Annotated in this window: 25 protein-coding genes; 13 read left to right on the top strand and 12 right to left on the bottom strand. The window is 48.4% G+C overall.

Going from position 1 to position 24,714, the window contains the following annotated elements; all coding sequences use genetic code 11:
- Positions 1–9: 9 nt before the first annotated feature.
- Positions 10–222, bottom strand: a complete 213-nt coding sequence (locus KGF88_RS05400; RefSeq protein ID WP_153825495.1) for an MBL fold metallo-hydrolase RNA specificity domain-containing protein — start codon at positions 220–222, stop codon at positions 10–12.
- Positions 223–246: 24 nt separating this feature from the next.
- On the opposite strand from KGF88_RS05400, the gene KGF88_RS05395 reads away from it, so the two are divergent.
- The 5 genes from KGF88_RS05395 (at position 247) to KGF88_RS05375 (ending at position 3,753) form a co-directional block, all read left to right on the top strand.
- The gene (locus KGF88_RS05395; RefSeq protein WP_153825496.1) at positions 247–1,284 is read left to right on the top strand and encodes an RHS repeat domain-containing protein; all 1,038 of its coding nucleotides are present in this window, start codon (positions 247–249) and stop codon (positions 1,282–1,284) included.
- Positions 1,281–1,661 (top strand): hypothetical protein, encoded by a 381-nt coding sequence (locus tag KGF88_RS05390; protein WP_110076908.1) that lies wholly within the window; start codon positions 1,281–1,283, stop codon positions 1,659–1,661. The genes KGF88_RS05395 and KGF88_RS05390 overlap by 4 nt, the downstream gene beginning before the upstream one ends.
- 75 nt (positions 1,662–1,736) lie before the next feature.
- Positions 1,737–2,021 carry a hypothetical protein gene (locus KGF88_RS05385; RefSeq protein ID WP_110076907.1) on the top strand — a complete coding sequence of 95 codons (285 nt, stop codon included), beginning with the start codon at positions 1,737–1,739 and terminating at the stop codon, positions 2,019–2,021.
- 17 nt (positions 2,022–2,038) lie between these two features.
- Positions 2,039–3,379: an RHS repeat domain-containing protein gene (locus KGF88_RS05380; RefSeq protein ID WP_257119971.1), complete on the top strand. Its 1,341-nt coding sequence runs from the start codon at positions 2,039–2,041 to the stop codon at positions 3,377–3,379.
- Positions 3,379–3,753, top strand: a complete 375-nt coding sequence (locus KGF88_RS05375; RefSeq protein WP_110076906.1) for a hypothetical protein — start codon at positions 3,379–3,381, stop codon at positions 3,751–3,753. Before KGF88_RS05380 ends, KGF88_RS05375 begins: the two co-directional genes overlap by 1 nt.
- Before the next feature lie 651 nt (positions 3,754–4,404).
- Here KGF88_RS05375 and KGF88_RS05370 read toward each other — a convergent pair.
- The gene (locus tag KGF88_RS05370; RefSeq protein ID WP_110076905.1) at positions 4,405–4,722 is read right to left on the bottom strand and encodes a hypothetical protein; all 318 of its coding nucleotides are present in this window, start codon (positions 4,720–4,722) and stop codon (positions 4,405–4,407) included.
- A 136-nt stretch (positions 4,723–4,858) separates the two neighbouring features.
- Between KGF88_RS05370 and KGF88_RS05365 the strand changes: the two genes are divergently transcribed.
- The gene (locus tag KGF88_RS05365) at positions 4,859–5,314 is read left to right on the top strand and encodes an RrF2 family transcriptional regulator (RefSeq protein ID WP_153825497.1); all 456 of its coding nucleotides are present in this window, start codon (positions 4,859–4,861) and stop codon (positions 5,312–5,314) included.
- 28 nt (positions 5,315–5,342) lie between these two features.
- Here the strand turns inward: KGF88_RS05365 and KGF88_RS05360 are convergent, their stop codons facing one another.
- The 4 genes from KGF88_RS05360 to KGF88_RS05345 all read right to left on the bottom strand — a co-directional run bounded on the left by KGF88_RS05360 (position 5,343) and on the right by KGF88_RS05345 (position 11,021).
- Complete coding sequence (locus KGF88_RS05360; RefSeq protein ID WP_162014626.1) at positions 5,343–6,896, bottom strand: AbgT family transporter; 1,554 nt, start codon at positions 6,894–6,896, stop codon at positions 5,343–5,345.
- Positions 6,897–7,059: 163 nt separating this feature from the next.
- Positions 7,060–8,583, bottom strand: a complete 1,524-nt coding sequence (locus KGF88_RS05355; protein WP_153825498.1) for a class I adenylate-forming enzyme family protein — start codon at positions 8,581–8,583, stop codon at positions 7,060–7,062.
- Positions 8,584–8,593: 10 nt separating this feature from the next.
- On the bottom strand, positions 8,594–10,258 hold the full coding sequence (locus KGF88_RS05350) for an isovaleryl-CoA dehydrogenase (RefSeq protein ID WP_153825499.1): 1,665 nt from the start codon (positions 10,256–10,258) through the stop codon (positions 8,594–8,596).
- A gap of 22 nt (positions 10,259–10,280) precedes the next feature.
- On the bottom strand, positions 10,281–11,021 hold the full coding sequence (locus KGF88_RS05345; RefSeq protein ID WP_202912524.1) for a TetR/AcrR family transcriptional regulator: 741 nt from the start codon (positions 11,019–11,021) through the stop codon (positions 10,281–10,283).
- A gap of 239 nt (positions 11,022–11,260) precedes the next feature.
- Here KGF88_RS05345 and KGF88_RS05340 point away from each other — a divergent pair, with 239 nt between their 5' ends.
- On the top strand, positions 11,261–15,385 hold the full coding sequence (locus KGF88_RS05340) for a S8 family serine peptidase (protein ID WP_162014625.1): 4,125 nt from the start codon (positions 11,261–11,263) through the stop codon (positions 15,383–15,385).
- 67 nt (positions 15,386–15,452) lie between these two features.
- Here the strand turns inward: KGF88_RS05340 and KGF88_RS05335 are convergent, their stop codons facing one another.
- The 4 genes from KGF88_RS05335 to KGF88_RS05320 form a co-directional block, all read right to left on the bottom strand.
- A complete protein-coding gene (locus KGF88_RS05335; protein ID WP_153825501.1) occupies positions 15,453–16,631 on the bottom strand; it encodes a vWA domain-containing protein in 1,179 nt (392 codons plus the stop codon).
- Positions 16,631–17,464 (bottom strand): AAA family ATPase, encoded by an 834-nt coding sequence (locus KGF88_RS05330; protein ID WP_110076897.1) that lies wholly within the window; start codon positions 17,462–17,464, stop codon positions 16,631–16,633. Before KGF88_RS05330 ends, KGF88_RS05335 begins: the two co-directional genes overlap by 1 nt.
- A gap of 1 nt (position 17,465) precedes the next feature.
- The gene (locus KGF88_RS05325; RefSeq protein ID WP_153825502.1) at positions 17,466–17,858 is read right to left on the bottom strand and encodes a DUF6746 family protein; all 393 of its coding nucleotides are present in this window, start codon (positions 17,856–17,858) and stop codon (positions 17,466–17,468) included.
- A 107-nt stretch (positions 17,859–17,965) separates the two neighbouring features.
- Complete coding sequence (locus KGF88_RS05320; RefSeq protein WP_153825503.1) at positions 17,966–19,072, bottom strand: DUF3080 family protein; 1,107 nt, start codon at positions 19,070–19,072, stop codon at positions 17,966–17,968.
- 113 nt (positions 19,073–19,185) lie between these two features.
- Between KGF88_RS05320 and KGF88_RS05315 the strand changes: the two genes are divergently transcribed.
- A complete protein-coding gene (locus tag KGF88_RS05315; RefSeq protein ID WP_110076894.1) occupies positions 19,186–19,788 on the top strand; it encodes a riboflavin synthase subunit alpha in 603 nt (200 codons plus the stop codon).
- Between the two features lie 32 nt (positions 19,789–19,820).
- Here KGF88_RS05315 and KGF88_RS05310 read toward each other — a convergent pair whose 3' ends face one another.
- Positions 19,821–20,030: a CPXCG motif-containing cysteine-rich protein gene (locus KGF88_RS05310; RefSeq protein ID WP_110076893.1), complete on the bottom strand. Its 210-nt coding sequence runs from the start codon at positions 20,028–20,030 to the stop codon at positions 19,821–19,823.
- 68 nt (positions 20,031–20,098) lie between these two features.
- On the bottom strand, positions 20,099–20,323 hold the full coding sequence (locus tag KGF88_RS05305; RefSeq protein WP_257119970.1) for a hypothetical protein: 225 nt from the start codon (positions 20,321–20,323) through the stop codon (positions 20,099–20,101).
- A 144-nt stretch (positions 20,324–20,467) separates the two neighbouring features.
- Here KGF88_RS05305 and thrS point away from each other — a divergent pair, with 144 nt between their 5' ends.
- The 5 genes from thrS to pheS all read left to right on the top strand — a co-directional run bounded on the left by thrS (position 20,468) and on the right by pheS (position 24,702).
- A complete protein-coding gene (gene thrS, locus KGF88_RS05300; RefSeq protein ID WP_153825504.1) occupies positions 20,468–22,384 on the top strand; it encodes a threonine--tRNA ligase in 1,917 nt (638 codons plus the stop codon).
- Between the two features lie 19 nt (positions 22,385–22,403).
- Positions 22,404–22,946, top strand: a complete 543-nt coding sequence (gene infC / locus KGF88_RS05295; protein WP_110074957.1) for a translation initiation factor IF-3 — start codon at positions 22,404–22,406, stop codon at positions 22,944–22,946.
- Between the two features lie 90 nt (positions 22,947–23,036).
- A complete protein-coding gene (gene rpmI, locus KGF88_RS05290; protein WP_110074958.1) occupies positions 23,037–23,234 on the top strand; it encodes a 50S ribosomal protein L35 in 198 nt (65 codons plus the stop codon).
- 18 nt (positions 23,235–23,252) lie between these two features.
- Positions 23,253–23,606 carry a 50S ribosomal protein L20 gene (gene rplT / locus KGF88_RS05285; protein ID WP_110074959.1) on the top strand — a complete coding sequence of 118 codons (354 nt, stop codon included), beginning with the start codon at positions 23,253–23,255 and terminating at the stop codon, positions 23,604–23,606.
- A gap of 115 nt (positions 23,607–23,721) precedes the next feature.
- Complete coding sequence (gene pheS / locus KGF88_RS05280; RefSeq protein WP_110074960.1) at positions 23,722–24,702, top strand: phenylalanine--tRNA ligase subunit alpha; 981 nt, start codon at positions 23,722–23,724, stop codon at positions 24,700–24,702.
- Positions 24,703–24,714 lie beyond the last annotated feature (12 nt).

Below are 24,714 nucleotides of genomic sequence, written 5' to 3'. Positions count from 1 at the left end.
TTATTGTAACTACCCCGTAATCAACCCACTTTGACGTATTGCTTCAGCCAGTACGCGCTTTGGCTCGGCCTCACCGTGAACTAAGCGTACGTCGTGCAATGGCTTTTCGGTAGTTTCTAAAAACTCCAACAACTCTTTTTGGTCGGCGTGTGCCGAATTTCGCGACCGGGCACAAGCTTGACCTTCAGTGACGAGGATGGGCAGGTCGTCGGGCGCCGGCACTATGACGCCTTTGGTAAAACGCGAATGATTGACGGCACCTTGATGGAGCCCGGAGCACGGCCACGCCTAAAGAACTTTGCTGACTATGCGGGTATCAGCAATATCGGCATCACTCGCCGCGGCTTTACCGACCACCTGCATTTGGATGACGTTGAGCTCATTCATATGAATGGTAGGGTGTACGACTATAACCTAGGGCGCTTCTTAAGCGTCGACCCGGTGATTCAAAGCCCCGGCAACAGCCAATCCTTAAACCCGTATTCGTACCTCATGAATAACCCTCTGGCGGGAACCGACCCCACGGGCTATATTGGCTGTGGGGTATCACAAATGGCGGACTCGATGTGCCCCCATATGATAGCCCTTGAAAACGTCACCACGGACACCTCATCGAAGCCGCGCCAAAACGACAGTTCGAACAATACCGTAGGTAATGGTGCGAGTGACAAAGTTGCTACCGCTCACGGACGTGGTGAAACCAGCGATTTAGCGCCGCCAGCCGAGGCTGAGGGTGGTCAGGGTGATACCAGTGGGAAGCATGGGAGTGCAGAGTCATCTGGGCTAACTGGGAAAATAGAAAAATCTGAACTTGGAAAAGACGAAGGTAGTGCGCAAAAAACATTTGATAAGGCTTATGAATTCTTCAAAGATGATGCAAGCAACATGGGCGAAGAGGTAGAGTTTAAAGATGAATACGCAATCTCTATTCGAAGTGTGTCCGACCATAATGAGACTTACGCCCCTAAATTATTTAAAAGCTTTGAAGAGGCAAACGAATATGCAGGTGAAAGTTACGGCGCTGGATACGAGAAAGTGTGGGTGTTTGGGTACCACTATGGGGGAAAATCAACTATTTATAAACCTGCAACGTTTTCTAGGCCGGGTTTCACAGGGGTGGAAAGAGCTATTGCGACATTGGCGCATGAGTCTAGGCATTACAATCCAGCTAACCTAGGTAAAGCACGTCCACATAACTCTAGGTTACAGCAGAGAGCGTTTGCGCTGGTTTCCCAACAAGCAGTTGACCGATTCAGGCGTCAAAAAGGAGTAGGCAAACAATGAAGATATTGTTTCTAGTTGCAGCTTTAACCCTAACTGCTGCATGCAATGCAGACACAAATAGATTGAAAGAATGTGGCGTTACTATAGATAAATCGTACGATGGAAAAAATGGAGAGTTTGTAGAATTTGTCGTCAATATTGATTCCAATACTAATAGCCGTAAATGCTCTGAAATTTCAGAAATTACTTTATCAAATTTTAAAACAGGTGAATGGGTAATATTCCCGTTGCCGAAAAAAGGCGCTGAAGTATCATTGAGGATTAGAAAGGCGTCCATTGATTACTCGGTTTTGAATTTAATATTTAGGTCAACAAAGATCGACGATGTCTATTTTGACGAAAAAAATTCAATAAAAATTTATCTTTCAGATTTTTGAATGTTGGCGTAGTGAGCCTCCCTAGAGGCACCCGACTACGTCACTCAACTAACTGTAAGTAGCGGTTCGTATGAAATGTCATATAAGCCTTTCACAGTGAAGCTTGATGCTTTTCCTCAAATATTTGGTTTCATGGAATTGCGCAGTCACATAATAATGAATGTAGAATTGAAAAATAAGGCAATTAAGATGATGGATAATTGTTTTGTACGAGCTAAAACCACTATCGACGTGGTAACCCCAGAGGATTGGATATTTATTACAACTGGAATGCTAAAAAGCAATAGCGATAAATATGCACCATCACCCGTGGCGGCAGCCAGTATAGCTTTACGTATGGGGCGCAGCGTGAGCGGGTGAAAGTCGTTCGAGATGGGGTGACCACCTATGAAGTCGACCACGCCTATGAAGCCAGCCCGGATGGGAGCTGGAAGGTCTATTTAAGCGCCATGGCCATTATCAGCTACAGCAATGACGATGGGCATCGCATCCGCTACCACCATAAGGACCGTCTGGGCACGAGCTTGACCTTCAGTGACGAGAATGGGCAGGTCGTCGGGCGCCGGCACTATGACGCCTTTGGTAAACCGCGAATGATTGACGGCACCTTGATGGAGCCCGGAGCACGGCCACGCCTGAAGAACTTTGCCGATTATGCGGGTATCAGCAATATCGGCATCACTCGCCGCGGCTTTACCGACCACCTGCATTTGGATGACGTTGAGCTCATTCATATGAACGGGCGGGTGTACGATTATAACCTTGGCCGGTTTATGTCGGTTGATCCATTTATTCAAAGCCCCACGAATAGCCAAAGTATTAACCCCTATTCGTATATTATGAATAACCCGTTAAGTGGGACAGATCCGACGGGATATGCAAGTTGTAGTGTAGATGATGCCGCAGGGTGCCAAGACGTTGCAGAAGATCTGGGTAAAGGCGAAACAGCCGATGTAACACAAAAGCAATCTGTCACAGGTTCCCGCATAAAACGCGATGTGAAAGTCGGCACCATGACAGGCAATGGTAATGGTACGGTTAATATTCAGATAGGCAATATGTCTGCAACAGCCGATATAGGCACACCATCAACAACTGCAAAAGGTAATAATAGTACCAATTACAATCAAATATACTCAGATACAGCCTCTACGATTGCTAATGGTGCAGCCGCTGCCATTGGTAATCTAATACCTGACATGGCAAATGGCATTGCTGATTGGACTGAAAGGTTTCTACATCAAGATTCTGGCTTTCTAGGTAGGATGGGGCAATGGGTTGATGTAGATAACGAAGTCGCACAAGGTGTGGCAAATGACTTTAGGAAAGTAGGTTCAGTTTTACTTGCAAATACCCCTCTACGTGCTAGTTCCTCAGCTTCAATGCGGTTACCGTCAGGAGGGCTATCTGGGAATATGGTTGCCCAACCCAAGCTGTTATGGGGGCGAAATGCAGAACAAATAGCTGCCATATTGACCGCTGAAGGTTATCAAGTTGCAGTAAGACAATCGACAAGGGGGTCTGGTAACGCAACAATCATCAAAGTAGGCGGACATAAGCAAGTTACACAAATTCAAGTTCATGCAGGTGGCGGCAGACATGGTGGCGCTTATTACAAAATATCGACCAGTACTCAAGGTAGAGTCTGGGTTGTTAATCCTGCAACATTCCGTGCCGACCCTAACCAAAAAGGCACAATAGTAAGTGGAGTTAATTAATGGTTAGCGAACAATTTGAATGGGCACTATTAGCATTAGCTCAACCTGCAAAAGTTCAACTTGGATTGTTTCCTGATTTTGCTAACGCGGCTGACGAGTTAGCATTAAGCTGGGAAGAAGCCTTAGAGGATACTGATTTGGATGAGCTGTCTGATAGTGCAAGAAGCGCCATCAAAGAACTTGATGACTATATGCTATCTATTAGCGGTCAAGAGAATGCTGAGCTGTGGACCAATGAATCGGTATCGAGCAGTGTTCAATGGGCGAAGATGAGAAAAATGGCTAGCAGAGTAATTAGGGAGCTTGGCTGGATAAGATCTTCTCCTCATAAGCCATTATGGGCAATTTATGTTCATGATGATGAATCTACTTAACAATACCTAAAATAAGACTCAGGATCTCTTTAGGATCCTGAGCCAACCTTCTACCCATCATCACAACTTCAGTCCTTTCAGGATGGAGTTGTATTTTGTTTTTTTAACAATTTCCCTAGAAAAAGCTATCAAGTGCGCAACCAAACCCAGTAGAACTACGCACTTGCTAGCAGCAGGTTGTGCAATCTGTGCCAGCGCCACTAACTGGTGGGGCTGGACAGACTGATCTGTTCTGCTGGCCGGGTGTGATCAGCTCTGCTGTTTGAGGCTGCTCAGTCTGCTGTTACTTTCGGAGCAACGTACGCTCAAATATCAGGTGTTTTAAGTCACGGAAATTATCCGGGATTGGTCCGTTCTGATAGAGGATGTCTGAAAGCTGTTGCATCTCGGTGTGACAGATAAAATTATAAAAGTGTTGTTCATCTTCATCCATGTCAAGGTAGTGCTCTAACCAACTGAGCTACGGACGCACATTCTGAGGCGTTCACGATTGTGAACGGGGGCTATATTAGTCATTCTGCCACACGACGGTGCAAGTGGTTTCTGCCCTGTCGTTGCTCGATCGCGTAAGTTTCGACCTATTCTAGAAACCTAGCGGTATTCCGAAGCTGAACAAGCTAACCAACTAAGCTGTCCATACCACCATATATGCTAGCGCAGTTGCTGACCGAGGAGGTGCTGAGCGATTAAGCGTACCACGTAGCTTAGTTTGAACAAACCAGCTAGAAATATCTGTAAAAAATGCAACACAGCCACTGTCATTAGTGGGAACTCGGCTTCGAGACCCCAAGCAAGATAGGCTACTACTAAGAATGCTCCCAAAAAGATAAGCATGGCGTAGTTGGCACCCGTTAGGAGGCGCTGGGCTGTTTGCTGTTGAGCGGGGCTGGGGCGATTAGCCTGATGTGCTTGGTGTGCTGCAACAGCGGTAGCAGCGGCGCTACTGAAACGAGTATCAATGGTAGTCATAGGGCACCTTGGTTGCTGTAGATCATAATAATCATCTTCAACGCATGTTTAATAAGATGCATTATGCATGCATGTTTGATGTGGATCAAGCTTTGGGTTAATATCTGCTTTGTAAATGCACCTTTACGGCGGTCTTATGCAATTAAAAAAATATACGGATTACGGTTTGCGCATCTTGATGTACTTGGCCAGCTACGAGCAGTTGGGCGAGGGGGCTAAGTTGGCAACGATAAAAGAGATTTGTGCTACGTTCGATTTGTCAGCTAATCATGTGAATAAGGTGGTGCATCATTTAGGACGGCTAAAGTTAATCGAAACTCGTCGTGGCAAAAATGGTGGGTTTTTGTTGGCGCAGGCGCCAGAGCAGATCTCGTTGGCTTTTGTGATAAGGCAGCTTGAGGGTGATGAGAAGTGGATTGAATGCGAAAATCCCTACTGCGTGGCGATGCCTGCTTGTGAGCTAAAAGGTATAGTGGCACGTGGAAAAGAGTTGTTTTACCAGTACCTTGAACAATATTCGCTAGCCAGCTTGATGGTGCAGGCGCCACAATTACGTGAGATATTCACGGTGGCGCGCGGTGAGTTAAATTAACCGGCACGCCACCTTTGTTCAAGTTTGATTAGAACCCAAGCGGGATGCCAAAGCTGAAAAACGCGACTAACAGCGCGGTCCATACCAGCATAAAGGCCAGTGAATAGGGCACCATCATGGCAATCATTTCGCCGAAGGTGAGTTGCGGATTATATTTGCGCATAAAGGCTAAGATAATACCGGCGTAACTCATCATCGGGGTGATGATATTGGTTGATGAATCCGCCACTCGGAAGGCTGCGGCGACTAAATCGGGTGTCATTTCGCTATTAACCAAGTACAGCATCGGAATAAATATTGGGCCTAACAGCATCCATTTAGAGGTGAGCCCGCCGACGAAAATATTAATGATGGCGGTAACTAGGATAAAGCCAATCAATAATAATACCGGAAAGCTTTGTAGCCCTAAGTTGGTGAGCAGGGTTGCGCCTAAGTAGGTGATGTAGGCACCAAGTCCGCTGTAACTCAGTACGCCCAGAAAGTTATAGCAAAAGAAAGTAAGTACCAAGATGTAGCCCATGGTGTCCATCTGTTTCACCATGGCTTTCACGACATCTTGCATCGAGGTAAAACGTCCGCTTGCCACACCAAAAGCAACACCCACGGCGGTAAAGACGAAAGTAATAAGCAGGATCACGTTATTCAGGTAGGGAGTAATGGTTGCGCCCTCGGCGTTTTGATAGGGTGCCAGGGGGCCCACTGCTAAGCCATAAACAGCCAGTAACGCTACCACTAGAGCAATGCCTGCGGCACGTAAACCTTTTTGTTCTTGCGCAGTGACATCAAAATCGCCGAGCTCTAATTCAGCTGGGATGGTATAGGGCTTTTGCTCGAGTCGTGGCTGCACAAATTTTAGCGTCACCCAAGCCCCTACCGCACCTAACACGAAAGTTGAAGCCAAAATGAAGTAGTAATTCATGGTGGCTGGCGTTAAAGGTTCTCCGGCTTGATTGGTGAAAGGAATCCCCTGAGCTTCGGCAAAAACTTGAGCGTTGACCCCAATAATGACATCAATCGGGGTTGCGGGAATTAAATTGGCACTAAAGCCGGCGGAAACTCCGGCAAAAGCTGCGGCCATGCCGATCAGCGGGTTTTTGTTTAAGCCTGCATAAAGTAGCCCGGCCAGCGGGATCAAGATCAAGTAACCGGCATCGGTAGCAATGGAGCTCATGATGCCAATAAAGACGAGGAATAAGGGTAACCAATTAATGGGTAAGCCGCGCGATACTTTCTTTAAGATGGCGCCAAATAATCCAGAGTGTTCTGCAATGCCTACCCCTAGCATGACGATTAAGATAACGCCAAGCACGCCGCCACCAAAACCTAACCAGTTAGTTAATAACGCATTATCAAACAGCCATACCACATTGTCGCTGGCCAGCATGTTTTTGATTTCATAGGCTATGGGTTGCCCATCGCCACCGTAGGTTGTGAAGGTTAAGCCACCGATGGCCCAGGTTAACACCAGCGCGCCGATTAGAAAGTAAATGAAGATGATAACGGGATCGGGGATGCGTTTACCAGCTCGTTCAACAAAAGCGATGAAGCCTTTATCGCTGGAGGTTGTTGGTTGTGAAGACACTGCTAGGTTCCTTAGTTGTTTTTATTAGGTATTGCGATGAGGGGCATGGTAGGAGAATTTTTCCGGGGTGTCTACGCTTTAGCTGGCACATATAGGTGGTTCTGGGGCTGGCACTTGTCCTTGCGCACGGCAGCGAAGTAACAAGCGCCAGACCAAAATAAGCTTATCTTAATTGATGCTTCAACACCTTACCGTTCGCGTTGTGGGGGAGTTCATCCATGACGGCGTAAATGCGGGGACATTTATAATCGGCGAGGCAGTTGCTCATGTGTGCACGCAAGTCAGCTTCAGTGGCGTTAGCTTTCAGTACCACGCAGGCTTTTACGGTTTCGCCCCACTGCGGGTGCGGAATACCAATAACCGCGGCTTCTAGCACCGCAGGGTGCCGGGCTAGAGCGTCTTCAACCTCGCGCGGATAGACATTTACACCGCCACAGATAATCAGATCTTTGATGCGATCTTTAACCCAGAAATAGCCGTCTTGGTCACGAATACCTATATCTCCAGTTCGGATCCAACCGTCGCTGGTGAAGACCTCTGCGGTGGCGCTGGGATTACGCCAATATTCTTGCATCAGGCCTTCTCCGCCAATGTGAATTTCGCCCGGTTCGTTCACTGCTGCGATCTTGCCATCGCTGTTGATAATTCTCATCTCGGTAAAGGCGGCGGCACGCCTGCCAACAGATCCAGCTTTGCTGGCATGCTCTTCTGGGCGTAAAAAACTGCCAGTTGGACCGGCCTCGGTTAGGCCGTAAACGCAATAAAATTGATCGCTACCAAAGGCTTCTTGTACTTGTTTTGCATGTTCTGCGGCTAACGGGCCGCCACCATAAATCCAGTGACTCATGCTGGTTAAGTCAGCTGTTTTAATAGCAGGGTGCTGTGCCGTCATCAGGTAGGCCACGGGTGCGCCAAAGAAATGGGTGGTGCGTTCTTGTGCTACTAGCTGAAGGAGCAGTTCAGGAGTAAAAGTTGGTGCGATAACATGGGTGCTGCCCATGATGGTACCGCCTACTAAGGTTAGGTTTAGCGGTGCCGAATGAGTAAATGGCATCAGCGATAACAGCCGACTATCGGGGCCGTAATGCATTTCTGTGGCGAACATCATGCCAACAAAGAGTAACGCTTGATGATGAAACAAGACCCCTTTGGGGCGGCCAGTGGTACCTGAGGTGTAGAGCAAGGTTGCGGCGGTTAATACAGCGTCTGTTGCCAACGGTTGTAATGGGTCTTGGGCGCTATCTGATGGCCCTGGCGGCAAGGTGTGGGCGATTGGCTGGCTGGCAAGAAATTCGGGCATTTGGTTAATCACCAGGCTGTTTATACCTAAGTCGCGGCAGGCTGCTAGTGCATGGGTGCTGGTTAAATCACAGGTGATCACTAAACGGGCATCTGCATCGGTGAAGATGTAGTTAAGCTCACTGGCGGTGAGTTTAACGTTAATCGGAGCGACGATGGCACCGATACGTTGGATGGCAAAATACGCCACCACAAAAGTGTAGGTATTGGGTAACACCAAACAGACCCGGTCGCCTGCGCTAATTTGGTGCTGACAAACTAAGTAGCGTGCACAGCGATCCACATCGTTATCGAGTTGCTGCCATGTTGCTCGAAGTTGGCCATCAATCACGGCTTCTTGGTTTGGGTATTTACGGGCGTTACGTGCTACGTAAGCTGGGATAATCATCGCAGGCTCCTTAAAACGCGCGGTTAATGATTGAGTTAAGATCGAGCCCACTGGGCAGACAGCCGTAATTGGCATGACTGCGGGCAACCAGACGTGCAGCGATAAAAGCATCAGCTAGGGTATTGGGGGCGTGTTGTAAGAGCAGGGCCGCCTGCAAGGCAAGCGCCATGTGGTCGGCAAAGTAACGTGCATGGTAGGGCCATTGCTGTTGCGGCGTTTGTTTGAAATTGCGTTGTAGTTCAGCGACAAATTCATCAAAGCGTCGGTCACAGCCGCTCGCTCGCTGCAGTTCGTTAAAATAGGCCTCGAGTACTTGTGGTTCTTTTGCTATGGCGCGCAGAATATCCAGACATTGCACGTTTCCGCTGCCCTCCCAAATGGCGTTAACCGGGGCCTCTCGATACAAGCGCGGCATGATGGTGTTTTCCATAACGCCCATACCACCGATAACCTCCATGGCTTCGTAAGCATGATTAGGGGTGCGTTTACAAATCCAATACTTACCTATGGGAGTAGCAATACGGGCCAACAGCCGCTCGTGTTCTTGATCTTGTTGGTCCATGGAGCGAGCCATGCGCAGGGTAAGTGTCATCGCAGCTTCGCTTTCTAGAGCTAAATCGGCTAACACATTCTGCATTAAGGGTTGATCACAGAGGAGGGCACCAAAGGCTTGGCGATGACGGGCATGATGAATGGCTTGTACGGTTGCTTGACGCATTCCAGAACTAGAACCAATCATGCAATCGTAACGAGTCATGGCCACCATCTCGATGATAGTGGGCACGCCGCGGCCCGGCTCACCTACCATCCAGCCAAGTGCACCGCGCAGCTCACACTCGCTGGAAGCGTTGGCAATATTGCCCATTTTGTTTTTCAGTTGCTGGATCTGCAGCGCGTTTTTACTGCCATCAGGGCGCCAACGGGGCACTAAAAAGCAGGACAGGCCGGCTGGCGTTTGCGCAAGGACTAAGAAGGCATCACTCATAGGAGCAGATACAAACCACTTATGGCCCACCAGTTCATAGGCTTCGCCGGCACCTTCCGTACCTACCGCATAGGCTTGGGTGCTGTTGCTACGTACGTCAGAACCACCTTGTTTTTCGGTCATCGCCATGCCGATGGTTAGGCCCAATTTTTGCCCATCAGGTAGGTTTCGGCCGTCGTAGATGCTGCTGGTAATTTTGGGTGCGAATTGCGCAAACAAGTTGGGTTGATGGCGCAAGGCTGGTAGGGCGGCAAAGGTCATGGTTATCGGGCAACCGTGGGCAGCTTCCACTTGGGTGTGCAAATAATACTTGGCGGCTCGGGCGACGTGGGCACCAGGCTTCGGGTCAGTCCATGGGCTTGCATGTAAGCCTTCGCTGATAGCAATGTCCATCAACTGGTGATAGCTAGGATGAAAATCGATGTGATCGATACGGTGGCCAAAGCGGTCGTGGGTAAGTAGTTGTGGCTTATTTGCATTGGCGTGAAAGCCCAATGCAATGCGTTCGGGCAGACCGCACTCTGCACCAAACCGGGCTAAGTCTTGTTGCGCCCACGCGCCGCCTTCGCGGTTAACTGCTTCTTGAAGGGCGCTATCTTCTGCATAAAGATTATAGTCTTCTAAAGCTGGGGGTTGGTTTTCTACTTGGTGGGTATTGCTTAGATAAGTAGGGTCGCGTTCGGCTGGCATGATGGTTGTCCTGTGTTGATCGTTATTTATGAGTTATTGATGATGCGAGATGGGCTGACGGCCATGGGCGGGCGCTGATGGCCTGCATACAAAAAGCAACGCTGGTTTGCACCGCGGCATGAGCATCAAGTTGTTCGGTTTTGGCCAGCGGCCCAATTAAAGCTTCAGCTATAGCTCCTACCAACGCTCGACTACTCAAGCTGCTGTCTTGCGCAGGGAGTTCGCCCGTAGCTACGCCTTGCTCGATGGCGTTGGCAAAGAGTTGAGCGTAGCGTTCACGGTAATGTAAACGTGCTGCAATCACTGCTGGAGCTACCGGTTCAGCGATAAGGGCCCAGGCGGTGATAGGTGCACGTAAGGCACGTTTAGCAAAAGTGCTTAGGGCAGCAGCTATGCGTTCACTGGCAGTATCTGTGGTGCTGCTAAGGTGTTGTTCCACTTGAGCGATTTCGATATCGGTAGCATGGGCAAAGAGCACCGTGCAGAGATCTTCTTTTGAGGGAAAGTAACGATACAAGGTACCGGTAGCTAAGCCACACCGATTGGCTAATGCGGCCATTTGCAATCCGCTGAAGCCCACTTCGTTAAGCATTGCTAGTGCATGGCTTACGATGGTGCTGTGGGTTGCTTGTTTGCGTTCACGTATTTTACTGGTTTCGCGGTAGGCCATAGTGGTTGCTCGTTGTTTGTTGCTCGTTATTTGTTCGTAGTTGCTCGGGTGTACGACCGTGTCACTCAATACAAGAAGTGAATCATGATTCATTTTTTAGATCAAGGTTTATTTGCAAAGCGATTGTGTCTGAAAATCAGCCAGATATAGCATTTATCTCTTTACGCTATTAAAAGTTAGTTGAAAAAATGTTGAAAGTGATAACATTTGCGTCTATATTTCACTCACTTTATCTGTAGCCAAATGCGTACAGACCTATGGGTTAAATCACTCACTGAGGTGCGCACTCAGCTGCAATGAGTTTTAACAACACCAGTACAGGGATAATAACTATGGATAGAAGTACCTATCGAATGGGCGGTTTAGCTCGTTCCCTTAAACTGATTTTAACCGGGGTTGCAGCAGCTACCGTGCTTACTGCATGTGGTGGCTCTGATGATCCTGAGCCTATTACTCCGCCACCACCTCCGCCGCCACCGCCAGCAAGTTACACGGTAACTGCTGAAGCCGGTGAGGGAGGAAGCGTGGCGCCAACCGAACAAGAAGTAGAGTCTGGCGAGCAAGCATCGATTGAGGTGACTGCTGATACGGGTTATGACATTGATGGCGTAACCGGATGTGGCGGTGATTTAGCTGGTACGACTTACACCACCGGTGCAATTACTGAAGACTGTACCGTCACCGCAAGTTTTATTAAAAAGACGTACACAGTTACCACAGATGTAACTGAGGGCGGTAGTTGGTCACCAACCGAAGCGATTGTTGAACACGGTGATAGCACCTCATTTGTGCTGACCTGGGACCCGGTAGATTATCGTATTTTAACCACCGAGGGCTGTGAAGGTAGTTTTGCTGATGACACTTATACTACCGGGCCGATTACCGCTGCGTGTGTGGTACAAGCGCAATTACAGTTTAACGAAGCACCGCAGTGTGATGCAGGTGATGACACCGACGCGAATGCCGGTGATCGGGTCAGTATTGAAGGGACTGGCTCAGACGATATGGAGATTGTGAGCTGGTTATGGGAGCAGATAAGTGGTCCTGAGGTGGTGATTCTTGATCCCGCTAGCCCAACCCTTGAGTTTGATGCCCCTGACGTGACCGAGGTCACTACGTTGGTATTTCGGTTAACAGTTACGGATAACGAAGGCAAAACTGCTACGGATGAAGTGACAGTTACGCTGTATCCGGTGTATCCGGAACTTACTGGTGTCGCTATGTTTGCTGGCGATGCTCGTGCCGTAGGTAGCACAGTAACCGTCTATTTAGACAGCAGCGAAGATCTGCGTTCTATCAACTGGCAGGTAACTAAGCGTGCTGATGCAAGCGCGGTTGATTTTACTGCTATCAACGACAACGCAGCCATTGAATTCAATGTCGATGATGTAGGCTTGTATGATGTAGTGGCTACCTCGCACAGTGGTGATAGCATGCAGTCGATGGCGGTACTGACTTCTAGTGTGCCGGCACCAGACCCCGCCGCGTTAGAAAACTACGATGGCACCACAGCATTAGATGAAGTGGTGGCGGTGGTACTGAACCAATCGTGGGTGGTGAGTGATACGCTCACGGAAGCTGAGCTTACCGCGCTTATTACCAGCGATTACAGCACCCTTAACCCGGTTGCTTATGATGCAACGCAGGGCCTATTGGTGCAGTACGATGCGGATTCTATTTTGGTACGCGAGCAGTTAGAAATGCTTAAGTTGCAGCCGAATATCGCATCTGTCAATCAGCGTGTGCATGTGGGTGTGAATGCTGAAATCAGCTTCAGTACCGCATTACCTGATGATGGTGACACTTGGGCTGATGGCGGCAGTAACTGGCACCTAGAAACCGAGCAAGGGGCAAACTTTGTCGAGGCTTGGAATACGGTTACCGGTAACGAAAACGTGCAAATTGCTGTGGTTGATGGTGGGTTTTATGCCGAGCATGAAGAGCTGCAAGGTCGTTATAGCCACTTGTTGACGGCGAGCCAGTCAGCGCATGGCAACGGCACCGCTGGTGCGATTGTCGGGGCTAGCAACAATGGCGTGGGTGTTACTGGTATCAATCACAGTTCGCAAGCAGTGTTAGCGCGCTGGGGCGTGCAGTCGTACGCTGAAGCTTTGGCGCAAGATGATGCCAATGATCTTCGTAAAATTAAGGTGGTGAATAACTCATGGGGTCCGATGGGGAATAACTCCAGCTCGATAAGCATGGGTATTTACTTCAGCCGTAGTTATCGCCAATTAGCCTTAGCTCATCAAGATGTATTGCACGTATGGGCTGCCGGTAATGACGGGCGCTCAGCAACTTATCAAAATGGTGCCTTGCATTTAAATAACAACGGCAGCTACTCGCCTTTGAGTAATATCATGGTGGTTGCGGCTCACGGCAGCGACGGCTTGTTGTTGCCTTACAGTAACTATGGCACCAGCGTAGATATTGCAGCTCCTAGTGAGTATCTTGGGGTAGGTGCAGTTAACGCGGGTGTGTCTGAATACTATGCCAGCGAAGACGATAGTTATGGCAGTTGTTACAGCGGCGGCTTTAATGGTACCTCGGCTGCGTCGCCAGTAGTGGCTGGTGCTGCTTCGTTAATTTACAGCATGTATCCGGGCTTTACCCCAACTGAAGTGAAGCAGATCTTGGTCGACAGTGCTGATACTTATGTTACTCAGCGTCATGCCAATGCTGCGAGCTGTAATGGCGTGCCAGAAACGGTTGAATTACCTAGCCCGATTCCGGTATTGAATGTGGCTAACGCGGTGGCGATGGCGCAAGACATCATCAACAGTAAAGTGACTATTAGCCACTACATGGTGAATCCGTTTATGAATCAAGTGCAGTTTATTATGACTAGCATTGATAACAACTTAGCGGTGCAGTCTTTTGATTGGCAGTTAGAGAGCTTATCTGCTGAGCAAAACTGGTCTGTGACGGATTCAGGTACCGGTGATGTGGGTATTTTTGCGGGAATGTTTGATGGAGATGCGCAGGAGCATCGGTTAACGGTTAACGTTGATTTGTATGATCCGCAAAGCGATACCATCGTGAATGCGAGCCGTAGCTATACCTTTAGCCTAGCGCAAGTATTCATCAATACTCGTGATACGGTCAGCCTGAACGCCATTGGTGGTGCTGAGTTGCAAATAGCTAACGAAGCTGGTCAATTGTATAGCTTTACCGGTTATTCGCCTGAAAGTGGTATTACTCCAGCATGGTTGAAGCCGGGTAGCTATTCGGTTTATGCCGAGGCAACGGATTATCAGAGCAGCGCGGTGAGCTTTACCGTAACGACTGATGAGCCGCAAACGATTTACCTCAATATGACGACACTAGATGCCGGTTCGGTGGGCTCTATTAGCGGCCGTGTGGTGAATCAAAATGATGAGCCGGTAGCAGGCGCGTCAGTACGTATCTCTGGTGGTGAGCTCACTAATGGCTACTTTGCTTCGGCGGTAACCAATAGTGCCGGTGAGTATGTGATTTCTAACATCTCCAAAGTATCGAGCACTGGCCAACCGATTGAGAGCTTTACCATGGAAGCGACAGCATCGATGCATACCACTGCGGTACGTGACGAAGTGATCGTATTGGCAGGCTTAGATCGGGTAGAAAACTTCCGTTTGAACGAGCTGGAAGAATCTGAAGAAGTTATTTTTGCAGATAGCTTTGAAAATGGCCCCGGCGAATGGTCTGCAGTAGGTATGTGGCACTTGGAATCAATGACGGGTAATAGCTTGTACAACCTGTTGGTTGATGAAGGGTATGTGCTGTTTGCTCCAGATGAAGTTGCTGACCATGCATATCTGCCACAGGCTTATGATGGCGATTACGTGTGGTGGTACGGCAAAGCCGATACAGGTACCTTTATTGGTGAACAAGCTAGTTCAGATACGCTGTTAAGTGGTGGTCGCTCTACGTCAAGTAATATGGGTATGCTAACTTCACCAGTGATTGACTTGAGTAATACCAACCAGCCGATGCTAGATCTACAAAGCTGGTGGGAAATCGAGTCAGTGAATCCTAATAGTAGCGGTTTTGATTTGCTACGGATTCAGGTGTCGATGAACGGTGATAATTTTGTCACGGTGCGTACGTTAAATCCGTATGTTGATCCGAATGATACGCAACGCGCTGCTAAGCCGTTCTCATCAGCGGGCTACAATCGTAAACCGGTGTGGACCAACGAACTGTTAGACTTATCGGCGTACGTAGGTTCGCAGATTCAGATCCGCTTCCAGTTCGCAACGATAGACCATTTATACAATGGCTTCCGTGGTTGGGTGATTGACCATGTGCGGGTGGTTGACCGCTATAGTGAAGTGGTGGATCCGTCGATTGCGAGTGGTCGCGTTGAGCATCCAGATTCAGCTGAGTTGTTACAGCAATTACGGCAGCCGCAATGGCAGCCAGAGCAGGCGCAACAAGCACCTGTGCGAGACTCTATGGATGGAGTGCAGCGGTAATACCCGTCATTAAGTGAGTTAAAACCGCTTGTAGCTTTGGCTATGAGCGGTTTTTTTATGGGGTTTTTTAGCCTTTTTGTAGCAACCTGCTCATGGCTGTGGTTAAGCCATCTAAGGTGAGTGGAAACATACGGTGCCCCATGAGTTCGTTCATCATGTCGATAGACGCGTAATAATGCCAGTGCTGTTGTGGCTGGGGATTAAGCCAAACCGCATGCTGGTACTGCCCCAGTAATCTTTGCATCCAAACTGAACCAGGCTCTTCGTTCCAGTGCTCGACACTCCCCCCCGGATAAGCGATCTCGTAGGGCCCCATGGTGGCGTCGCCGACAAAAATCAGCTTGTAGTCGCGGCCGTATTTATTGATAAGCTCTTTCGTGGGCGTTTTTTCGGTAAAACGGCGGCTGTTATGTTGCCACACATGCTCATACACGCAGTTATGAAAATAATAAAATTCGAGGTGTTTAAACTCACTGCGGGCAGCGCTAAAAAGCTGTTCACATTCATAGATATAGTCATCCATAGAGCCACCGACATCAAACAAGATCAACACTTTGATGGCGTTGTGACGTTCCGCCTGCCATTGCAAATCAAGTAATCCGCCTTTTTGCGAGGTGGCTCGAATGGTGTTGTTAAGGTCTAGTTCAGTGGCTGCGCCGGAGCGAGCAAACTTGCGTAATTTGCGCAGGGCGAGCTGCAGATGGCGCTGGGTGAGTTGTTGGCCACCATCGAGATCTTTAAATTCGCGCTGATCCCACACTTTGACTGCGCGTCGTGCATTGCTGCGGTCTTGGCCGACACGAATACCTTCAGGGTTATAGCCGTATGCGCCAAACGGTGAGGTGCCACCGGTGCCAATCCATTTGTTGCCACCAGCATGGTGCTTTTGTTGTTCGGCTAAGCGCTCGCGGAAGGTTTTAAGGAGTTCATCTAGGCCGCCCAAAGCTTGAAGTTTAGCTTTATCTTCGTCACTGAGCTGGCGCTGCAAAGCCTGCTCTAGCCATTCAGGCGGAATGCTAGCAGCAAGATCAACCTGCTCAACGCCGGTAAAATATTCGGCGAAGGCTTGGTCAAACTTATCGTACAGACTCTCGTCTTTAACGAGCACCAGCCTTGCTAGCGTATAAAAGTCATCGACGTTAGCAAAGATCACACCGCGCTCTAACGCAGCCAATAGATCTAATAGCTCGGTAATACTGGTGCTAAGCCCATGTTTACGCAGGCAGTAAAAAAACTCTATTAGCATTAGCGCTGGCGACGCGCCATAAAGGCGAGTTTCTCAACCAGTTGCACATCTTGCTCGTTTTTTAACAAGGCACCGAACAGCGGCATCAGGCCGGTATTCTGTTGTAAGTCCGCGGGCTGGATTTGTTCCGCGAGCAAGAGTTTTAGCCAGTCGATTAGTTCCGACGTGGATGGCTTTTTCTTCAGATTTGGCACTTGGCGCAAGTCAAAGAAAACCTCGAGTGCGGTACTCAACAACTGTTGTCGAATGTCTGGAAAGTGAACCTGCACGATTTTCGCTAAGGTGTCTGCATCCGGAAATTTGATGTAGTGAAAAAAACAGCGTCGCAGAAAGGCATCTGGCAGTTCTTTTTCGTTGTTGGAGGTGATGATAACAATAGGGCGCTGTTGAGCTCTGATTTGCTCGCCCGTCTCATACACATGAAACTCCATTTGATCCAGTTCATGTAAGAGATCGTTGGGAAACTCGATGTCCGCCTTGTCGATTTCATCGATCAACAATACCGGTCGGGTGGTGGCGCTAAAAGCCTGCCAGAGTTTGCCCGGTTTAATGTAATTGGCAATATCGTGCACTTTGTCGCTGCCCAACTGACTATCACGCAAGCGCGATACAGCATCGTATTCGTACAGACCTTGCTGAGCTTTGGTGGTGGATTTTATTTGCCAACGAATCAGTGGTACGCCCAAACTGGCGGCTAATTCTTCCGCCAGTCGGGTTTTACCAGTGCCAGGTTCGCCTTTGAGTAAGAGCGGTTTTTCTAAAGTTACTGCGGCGTTTACGGCTAGGCCGAGATCATCGGCAACAATATAATTACTGGTACTGGTAAAGCTCATGTTAGTCCACTATTTTTCCTGAAGTTTGCAGGTATTGTTTACCGTTTTTCTTCACTTTGTCAAAGTCCATGTGCTCTGAGCCTTTGTGAACTTCCTCTAGCACGTCTTGTAAATCATCAACTTCGGTCTCTAGACATTGCAGTGCAACTTCGAGGGTGTAGGTTAATTGATGAATTTCACCCATTTTTTGAGGCGTTAACTCACCGTTAAGTACTTCGGCTAATTTTTTATTGTATTCGCGCAAGTTATCTAAGGCTTGCTCAAGGTTTTCTGATGGCTTGCCTTTAAAGTGGTCGGGACGGTCATCGCTAGCTTGGCTAGCTGGTGCAAAAGCTACGCCGCTGGCAAGGATAACGGCAATAGAGGCGCTGGTTAATTGTTTAAAAAGGGTCATGAATAAGCTCCTGGGTAGACTGAGTGACAACTTAAGCCAAATGCTTAATGAGAATCGTTCTCATAAAATACTCTAATTTGTCATGGCTGCCAAGTGTTTTACTTGAGTTATGCCCCCGGGGTAAAACCACAATCACTGAAGAACTGTTGCCAATAACGCACATGATTACGGGTGGTATCGGTGAGTTGATCAGGTAATGCGTTGATTTGTCGCAGGTGGGTTAACCACGCTTGCGGTGCCTCGGGTGAGGCCAATAGGGTTAATAGCGGAGCTACTTGCTGAGCTTGGCGAATTAGGCCGGCAAAATGCTGCTGCACAGGGCCACTGAAATATTGCACAAAAACATTGCGTAATACTAGGGCCCGACTGGGGGTGCCGGCACTTAGGCAACCGGCTGCGGCACTCAAGTCTTGTACTAATGGCGTTAGCTGCTGCAGGTATTGTTGCTGATCATACAAAGCGCGCCACAGTTGGCTTAAGTAAGGGGACTGTTCGAGGAGCTGCAATGCCTGCTCTAGCTCGTCCAGCGCCACCGGGGCTATCGATAACTCGCTTTGCTGCTCTTGATTGAATGCCGCATTGGGCGCTGGTAAGGGCGCATTTAACAGTAGGTAGACTTGTTGTAAGGCGGTTAAAAGCGGCGCGAGTTGGGCAGGGTCGACCTTGGCTAAAGGACGATCTGCTAGGCGTAAACTTTGCCGTATACTAGGGTCACTTACCAAGGCTTGGAGCTTGAGTTGGGTCATATTGGCAGCTTTGTTGCGGCTTAGGTCGCTCACCTTTTGCGCTAATTCAAGCTGACCTTGTTGTTCTAGCTGAGCGGCACAGATATAAAGCGCTTGCAGCAGCTGATAATCATGATAGTAGCGCACTAAGCCCTGTTGTAATTTGCCTAAACTGCTGTTGCGCTCAGCGATTAGACTGCCCGCTTGGCATTGATCTAAACGTATCGCATCCAGCAACGACAGACTCTGGCTTGGTACTTCGATGCGAAGCTCGCGCAAGGGCGGCAGTTGCCAGGTGGGCGCTGCTAGCACGGGTGCTGGTAATGGGCTCTTGAGGGTATTAGCGACCCGCTGCCGGTAATCAGCTACTTGCTCTAATCCAACGGGTGCCGGGTTACAGGCTGTCAGTAGCAGCAACGTTGTTAGCCACGCCCATGTGCGATAGCGGCAGGTTAAGCAACGTTGGTTAGGATGCTGCGGCTGAGTCATAGGGTTCCTGTTTGTTGGTGATCTGCGCTCAGTGGTACTCGTACTTTACGTGGCACTTCATCATTATTGTGGTTACAATATTTTACCTGAGATTCAGCAAAACGAGACCTCTTATGTTCACCGGAATAGTACAAACCCAAGCGCAAGTGGCCAAATTACAGGACCGTGACAACTTTCGTCAACTTACCCTAAGCGTAGCCCCTGAGTATCTGCAGCAGGTGGCACTAGGTGCCAGTATTGCGATTAATGGTTGTTGTTTAACGGTGGTGAGTTTCACCGAGACCACAGTAAGTTTTGATATCATTGATGAAACCTTGCGCTTAACTAATCTAGGCGCACTCTGCGTGGGTGACAAGGTTAACTTTGAGCGTAGTTTGAAGGTGGGCGATGAAATGGGCGGCCATTACGTCTCGGGCCATATTCATGGGGTGGGGCGCATTGTTGAGCGGCAACAGAGCCCTGATAACTTAGCTTTGTGGATTGAATTTGCGCCTGAATTTGCGCCTTACGTTTTGCCCAAGGGCTTTATCAGTGTCAATGGTGCAAGCTTGACCGTAGGCCAAGTGGTAGGCAATACATTTTCTTTGCATTTAATTCCGGAAACCTTGCGGCTTACTAATTTGGCAGACGCAGACCAGGTTAACCTTGAGTTTGACCAACAAACCATGACCATTGTCAACACAGTCGAGCGAGTTTTAGCGCAGCGCGGGCATTAGTCTATGGCAGCTGACGAGCGAGTGATTAAAACTCAGTAGAAATTTTCGTCATCGCTGGCCACGCGGACAATTATTTTATCCGCTACCTCATCTATCTTCACTATCAAATGAATATCTGAACCGCATGCAGCGCACTCATCGAGGTAGTCTTGAGCACCTTCTGAGGGGTCGATACTAACGTGGATTCGGTGTCCGCAGTGAGGGCAGCGGAGGCCGGCATCGTAGAGTTTATCAGCGTTCATACTTACTTCCTTGCAGTGACTTGAGTCACTTTAGTATGGCTGATTCTGCGAAAATTTCCTGCTGCTGACTACGTAAAATTTTTTAGTCGATGGCTCAACGATTTAGCTTCTAAGGTGAGTAGTTGCCCGGTAAACCAGCCGGCGATGAGCAGTAGCGGACAGGCTACAATGCCTTTGACCAAGTTTAATTGGGTGGCCGACAAATAACTGCCAGCTTGACTATAAAGTAAGGTGGCAAGGGTCCAAAATAAGGCTGCGGTTAAAGCTGCTAGTGGGCCAATGAGGTTTTCCATGATTACTGTCTCTGGTAACGGCTAAGTTTTAGGTGCGATTGCGGTGCAGGCCTTTCCTTGAGGGGCATCATACGCTATAGTGCTGCTTTCTAAAATCACAAGTGACACTTGGTAGGTGCCACCACTGTAAAAAAGGATTCAGTCATGCCTGTAGTAACCCTTCCTGATGGTAGTCAACGCGCCTTTGATGGCCCCGTTTCCATTCTTGATGTTGCCCAAGATATTGGCCCTGGTTTAGCCAAAGCGACGGTAGCTGGACGAATTAACGGTGATTTGCACGACGCGTGTGACCTCATTACTGAAGACGCCCATGTTCAGATCATCACGCCAAAAGACGATGATGGTGTGCATATTATTCGTCACTCTTGTGCACATTTGCTCGGCCATGCCTTAAAGCAGATGTTCCCTGATGTGAAGATGGCCATTGGTCCGGTCATTGATAATGGCTTTTACTACGATGTGGATATGGAGCATACGCTCACTGCAGACGATTTGCAGGCGTTAGAAAAACGCATGCTAGAGTTGGCAAAAACTGAATATTCAGTGGTGAAGAAAAAGGTAAGCTGGCAAGAAGCTCGCGAGACTTTTGTCAGCCGTCATGAACCTTATAAGGTTGAGATTTTAGATGATGATATCAGCCAAGATGATCAGCCTGGCTTGTATCACCATGAAGAATACATCGACATGTGCCGTGGTCCGCACGTGCCGAACATGCGTTTTTGCCAACACTTCAAGATCATGAAGGTAGCCGGTGCATACTGGCGTGGCAATTCAGATAACAAGATGCTACAGCGTATTTATGGTACGGCCTGGGCGGATAAAAAAGCGTTGAAAGCTTATCTGCAACGATTAGAAGAAGCAGAAAAGCGTGACCACCGTAAAATTGGTAAAACCCAAGATTTGTTTCACTGGCAAGAAGAAGCGCCAGGTATGGTGTTTTGGCACCACAATGGCTGGACCATTTTCTTAGAACTTGAACGTTTTATTCGCGAAAAATTACGCGAGTACAAATACCAAGAAGTAAAAGGCCCATTGATGATGGACCGAGTGCTGTGGGAACGTTCAGGGCACTGGGAAAAGTTTTCTGAGCTGATGTTTACTACGGCTTCAGAAAACCGTGAATATGCTATTAAACCCATGAACTGTCCGGGGCATGTGCAGATTTTTAATCAAGGTTTAAAATCTTACCGTGATTTGCCGTTGCGGATGGCTGAATTTGGCTCGTGCCATCGTAACGAACCGTCAGGTGCCTTGCATGGCCTGATGCGCGTTCGTGGCTTTACCCAAGACGATGCGCATATTTTCTGTACGGATGCACAGGTGCAGCAAGAAGTTAGTGGCTGCATTAAGATGGTTTACGAAACCTACAAAACTTTTGGTTTTGAAGATATCGTAGTGAAACTGTCAACCCGTCCAGAACATCGTCTAGGCGATGACGCAACTTGGGACCATGCTGAACAAGCCTTGGCCGATGCGTTAAAGAATCACGGCATTGAGTTTGAATACTTGCCGGGTGAGGGCGCTTTCTACGGTCCGAAAATTGAATTTACCCTGCACGACTGTTTAGGTCGGGCATGGCAATGTGGTACGGTACAGTTAGATTTCGCGTTACCGGGCCGCTTAGGTGCTACTTATGTGGGCGAAGATAATGAACGCCATACGCCCGTGATGATTCACCGTGCCATTTTGGGCTCGTTAGAGCGCTTTATGGGAATTATCATTGAAGAATATGCGGGTTACTTCCCATTATGGTTGGCACCAAATCAAGTTGTGGTGATGAATATCACCGATAATCAGGCTGATTATGCAAAAGAAATCGTAAAAGAGTTGAATAAACTCGGATTTAGGGCGACAGCCGACTTGAGAAATGAGAAAATAGGCTTTAAAATTCGCGAGCACACTTTAAAACGTGTTCCATATTTGTTGGTTGTTGGCGATAAAGAAGTCGAGAACCAAGCGGTTGCGGTACGTACTCGACGTGGTGAAGACCACGGTATTAAAGGGCTACAGCAGTTTATTGCTGAGCTCAACGAAGAAGTACGTAGTCGCAAGATTAGTTAATTGATTGGAGGAATGACCCATTAAAGGCGGAAAAAAAACTCAGAAAGCTGGTGATAAGAATCGGATTAACGAAGAAATTCGTGTCAAAGAAGTACGATTAATCGGTGTTGAAGGTGAACAAATCGGTGTTGTCGCTATTCAGGATGCAATTAATGCAGCTGAAGAAGCGGGCGTTGATCTGGTTGAAATCAGCCCTAACGCTGAGCCGCCAGTCTGTCGTTTGATGGATTACGGGAAGTTTGTCTACGAGAAAGCTAAGAACGCTAAAGAGCAAAAGAAAAACCAGAAGCAGATTCAGGTGAAGGAAGTTAAATTCCGTCCTGGAACTGATGAAGGCGATTATCAGGTAAAACTACGCAACCTGACTCGTTTTCTGGAGGGAGGTGACAAAACTAAAGTCACCGTTCGTTTCCGTGGCCGAGAAATGGCGCACCAAGAGTTGGGTATTGACCTACTAAACCGGATCAAAACCGATTTAGAAGAGATCTCAACTTGCGAGTCGTTCCCAAGACGGGCTGAAGGTCGTCAGATGATTATGGTTCTGGCACCTACTAAGAAGTAGCTGTGGTTTTCAAGTAGGGCGGCGGGCTTCAATTGAAGTTCACCAAACTCACCCTGTTACACTGTTAACTAACAATGCGGAGTAATTTTCATGCCGAAAATGAAATCCAAAAAAGGCGCCTCAAAGCGCTTTAAGAAAACCGCTTCAGGCGGCTTTAAATGCAAGCAATCACATTTGCGTCACATTCTGACTAAGAAAAGCTCAAAGCGGAAACGTCACTTACGTGCGAAAAGCATGGTGCACGAGTCTGATGTAGCGTTAGTCGCGCGCATGTTACCGTTCGCGTAAAAGGAAAGGAGATAGCAAATGGCACGAGTAAAACGTGGTGTGATCGCGCGAGCGCGTCACAAGAAAGTCCTGAAGCAGGCGAAAGGTTATTATGGTGCTCGTTCACGCGTTTATCGCGTAGCGAAGCAAGCCGTTATCAAAGCGGGTCAATACGCATACCGTGACCGCAAAGCTAAGAAACGTACGTTCCGTCAATTATGGATCGTTCGTATCAATGCTGCAGCGCGTCAAAGTGGTTTGTCGTACAGCCGTTTTATCAATGGCTTGAAAAAAGCATCGGTAGAAATCGATCGTAAAATCCTGGCCGACATCGCAGTTCATGACCAAGCTGGTTTTGCTGCGCTGGTAGAGAAAGCTAAAAGCGCTCTGTAAGCTAGTTGAAATACATAAAAAGGGGGCTTTCTAGCTCCCTTTTTTTATGCTTTTTCGTTATCATAGGCGCAATTAACTATTCACTTTTATGTTTTAGTCATAACCGAGGAAACTCATGGCGTTATCTGACATTGTAGCTGCAGCTGAAGCGGCGGTTGCGGCGGCCACTACCGCGCAACAATTGGACCAAGTACGAGTTGATTACTTGGGTAAGAAAGGGGCTCTTACCGAGCAGCTGAAAAGCCTCGGCAAACTAAGTGCTGAAGAGCGTCCAGCTGCCGGACAAGCGATTAACGAAGCCAAGCAGCAAGTGCAAGCTGTGATTAACGCGCGTAACGATGAACTAAAACAAGCAGAATTAGCGGCTAAGTTAGCGGCTGAACGGATTGATGTTAGTTTACCAGGTCGGCGTGCTGAGCGTGGCGGCATGCATCCGGTCAGTCAGACCATTGCACGAATTGAAGCGTTTTTTGGTGATTTAGGTTTTCGTACGGTTGAAGGCCCGGAAGTGGAAGATGATTTTCATAACTTTGATGCGCTCAATATTCCTGCGAATCACCCAGCTCGAGCCGACCACGATACCTTTTATTTTACCCCAAAGACCATGTTGCGCACCCAAACTTCAGGGGTGCAGATCCGCACCATGGAACAGGAACAGCCACCGTTGCGGATTATTTCTCCAGGACGCGTGTATCGTAATGACTACGATCAGACCCATACGCCGATGTTCCATCAGGTTGAAGGCTTGATGGTAGATACGGATGTGAGTTTTACCCAGCTTAAAGGCATTCTAGAAGACTTTTTGGTGAACTTCTTTGAAGAAGAGCTAGAAGTACGTTTCCGTCCTTCTTACTTCCCATTTACCGAGCCGTCCGCAGAAGTGGACGTGCGTCGTAAAAATGGTCAATGGTTAGAAGTACTAGGTTGCGGCATGGTGCATCCAAGTGTGTTGCAAGCAGTTGGCATTGATAGCGAAAAATACACCGGGTTTGCGTTTGGTATGGGCGTTGAGCGTTTAACTATGCTCCGCTACGGCGTGAACGATTTACGTGCGTTCTTCGAAAATGACGTACGCTTCTTAAAACAATTTAACTAAGCCGGGTACGCA

This window comes from Idiomarina loihiensis, assembly GCF_024584785.1.
Lineage (GTDB): Bacteria > Pseudomonadota > Gammaproteobacteria > Enterobacterales > Alteromonadaceae > Pseudidiomarina > Pseudidiomarina fusca.
This window is presented reverse-complemented; position numbering and strand designations above follow the sequence as displayed.

Bases quoted from the DNA above. Each gene is read 5' to 3' on its own strand.
- pheS (WP_110074960.1), top strand. From the start codon at position 23,722: ATGGCGTTATCTGACATTGTAGCTGCAGCTGAAGCGGCGGTTGCGGCG.
- rplT (WP_110074959.1), top strand. From the start codon at position 23,253: ATGGCACGAGTAAAACGTGGTGTGATCGCGCGAGCGCGTCACAAGAAA.
- KGF88_RS05365 (WP_153825497.1), top strand. From the start codon at position 4,859: ATGCAATTAAAAAAATATACGGATTACGGTTTGCGCATCTTGATGTAC.
- KGF88_RS05385 (WP_110076907.1), top strand. From the start codon at position 1,737: ATGTCATATAAGCCTTTCACAGTGAAGCTTGATGCTTTTCCTCAAATA.
- KGF88_RS05325 (WP_153825502.1), bottom strand. From the start codon at position 17,858: ATGACCCTTTTTAAACAATTAACCAGCGCCTCTATTGCCGTTATCCTT.
- KGF88_RS05305 (WP_257119970.1), bottom strand. From the start codon at position 20,323: ATGGAAAACCTCATTGGCCCACTAGCAGCTTTAACCGCAGCCTTATTT.
- KGF88_RS05335 (WP_153825501.1), bottom strand. From the start codon at position 16,631: ATGCTAATAGAGTTTTTTTACTGCCTGCGTAAACATGGGCTTAGCACC.
- KGF88_RS05330 (WP_110076897.1), bottom strand. From the start codon at position 17,464: ATGAGCTTTACCAGTACCAGTAATTATATTGTTGCCGATGATCTCGGC.
- thrS (WP_153825504.1), top strand. From the start codon at position 20,468: ATGCCTGTAGTAACCCTTCCTGATGGTAGTCAACGCGCCTTTGATGGC.
- KGF88_RS05310 (WP_110076893.1), bottom strand. From the start codon at position 20,030: ATGAACGCTGATAAACTCTACGATGCCGGCCTCCGCTGCCCTCACTGC.
- KGF88_RS05345 (WP_202912524.1), bottom strand. From the start codon at position 11,021: ATGAATCATGATTCACTTCTTGTATTGAGTGACACGGTCGTACACCCG.
- KGF88_RS05340 (WP_162014625.1), top strand. From the start codon at position 11,261: ATGGATAGAAGTACCTATCGAATGGGCGGTTTAGCTCGTTCCCTTAAA.
- KGF88_RS05315 (WP_110076894.1), top strand. From the start codon at position 19,186: ATGTTCACCGGAATAGTACAAACCCAAGCGCAAGTGGCCAAATTACAG.
- KGF88_RS05350 (WP_153825499.1), bottom strand. From the start codon at position 10,258: ATGCCAGCCGAACGCGACCCTACTTATCTAAGCAATACCCACCAAGTA.
- KGF88_RS05375 (WP_110076906.1), top strand. From the start codon at position 3,379: ATGGTTAGCGAACAATTTGAATGGGCACTATTAGCATTAGCTCAACCT.
- KGF88_RS05370 (WP_110076905.1), bottom strand. From the start codon at position 4,722: ATGACTACCATTGATACTCGTTTCAGTAGCGCCGCTGCTACCGCTGTT.
- KGF88_RS05395 (WP_153825496.1), top strand. From the start codon at position 247: ATGATTGACGGCACCTTGATGGAGCCCGGAGCACGGCCACGCCTAAAG.
- rpmI (WP_110074958.1), top strand. From the start codon at position 23,037: ATGCCGAAAATGAAATCCAAAAAAGGCGCCTCAAAGCGCTTTAAGAAA.
- KGF88_RS05390 (WP_110076908.1), top strand. From the start codon at position 1,281: ATGAAGATATTGTTTCTAGTTGCAGCTTTAACCCTAACTGCTGCATGC.
- KGF88_RS05320 (WP_153825503.1), bottom strand. From the start codon at position 19,072: ATGACTCAGCCGCAGCATCCTAACCAACGTTGCTTAACCTGCCGCTAT.
- KGF88_RS05355 (WP_153825498.1), bottom strand. From the start codon at position 8,583: ATGATTATCCCAGCTTACGTAGCACGTAACGCCCGTAAATACCCAAAC.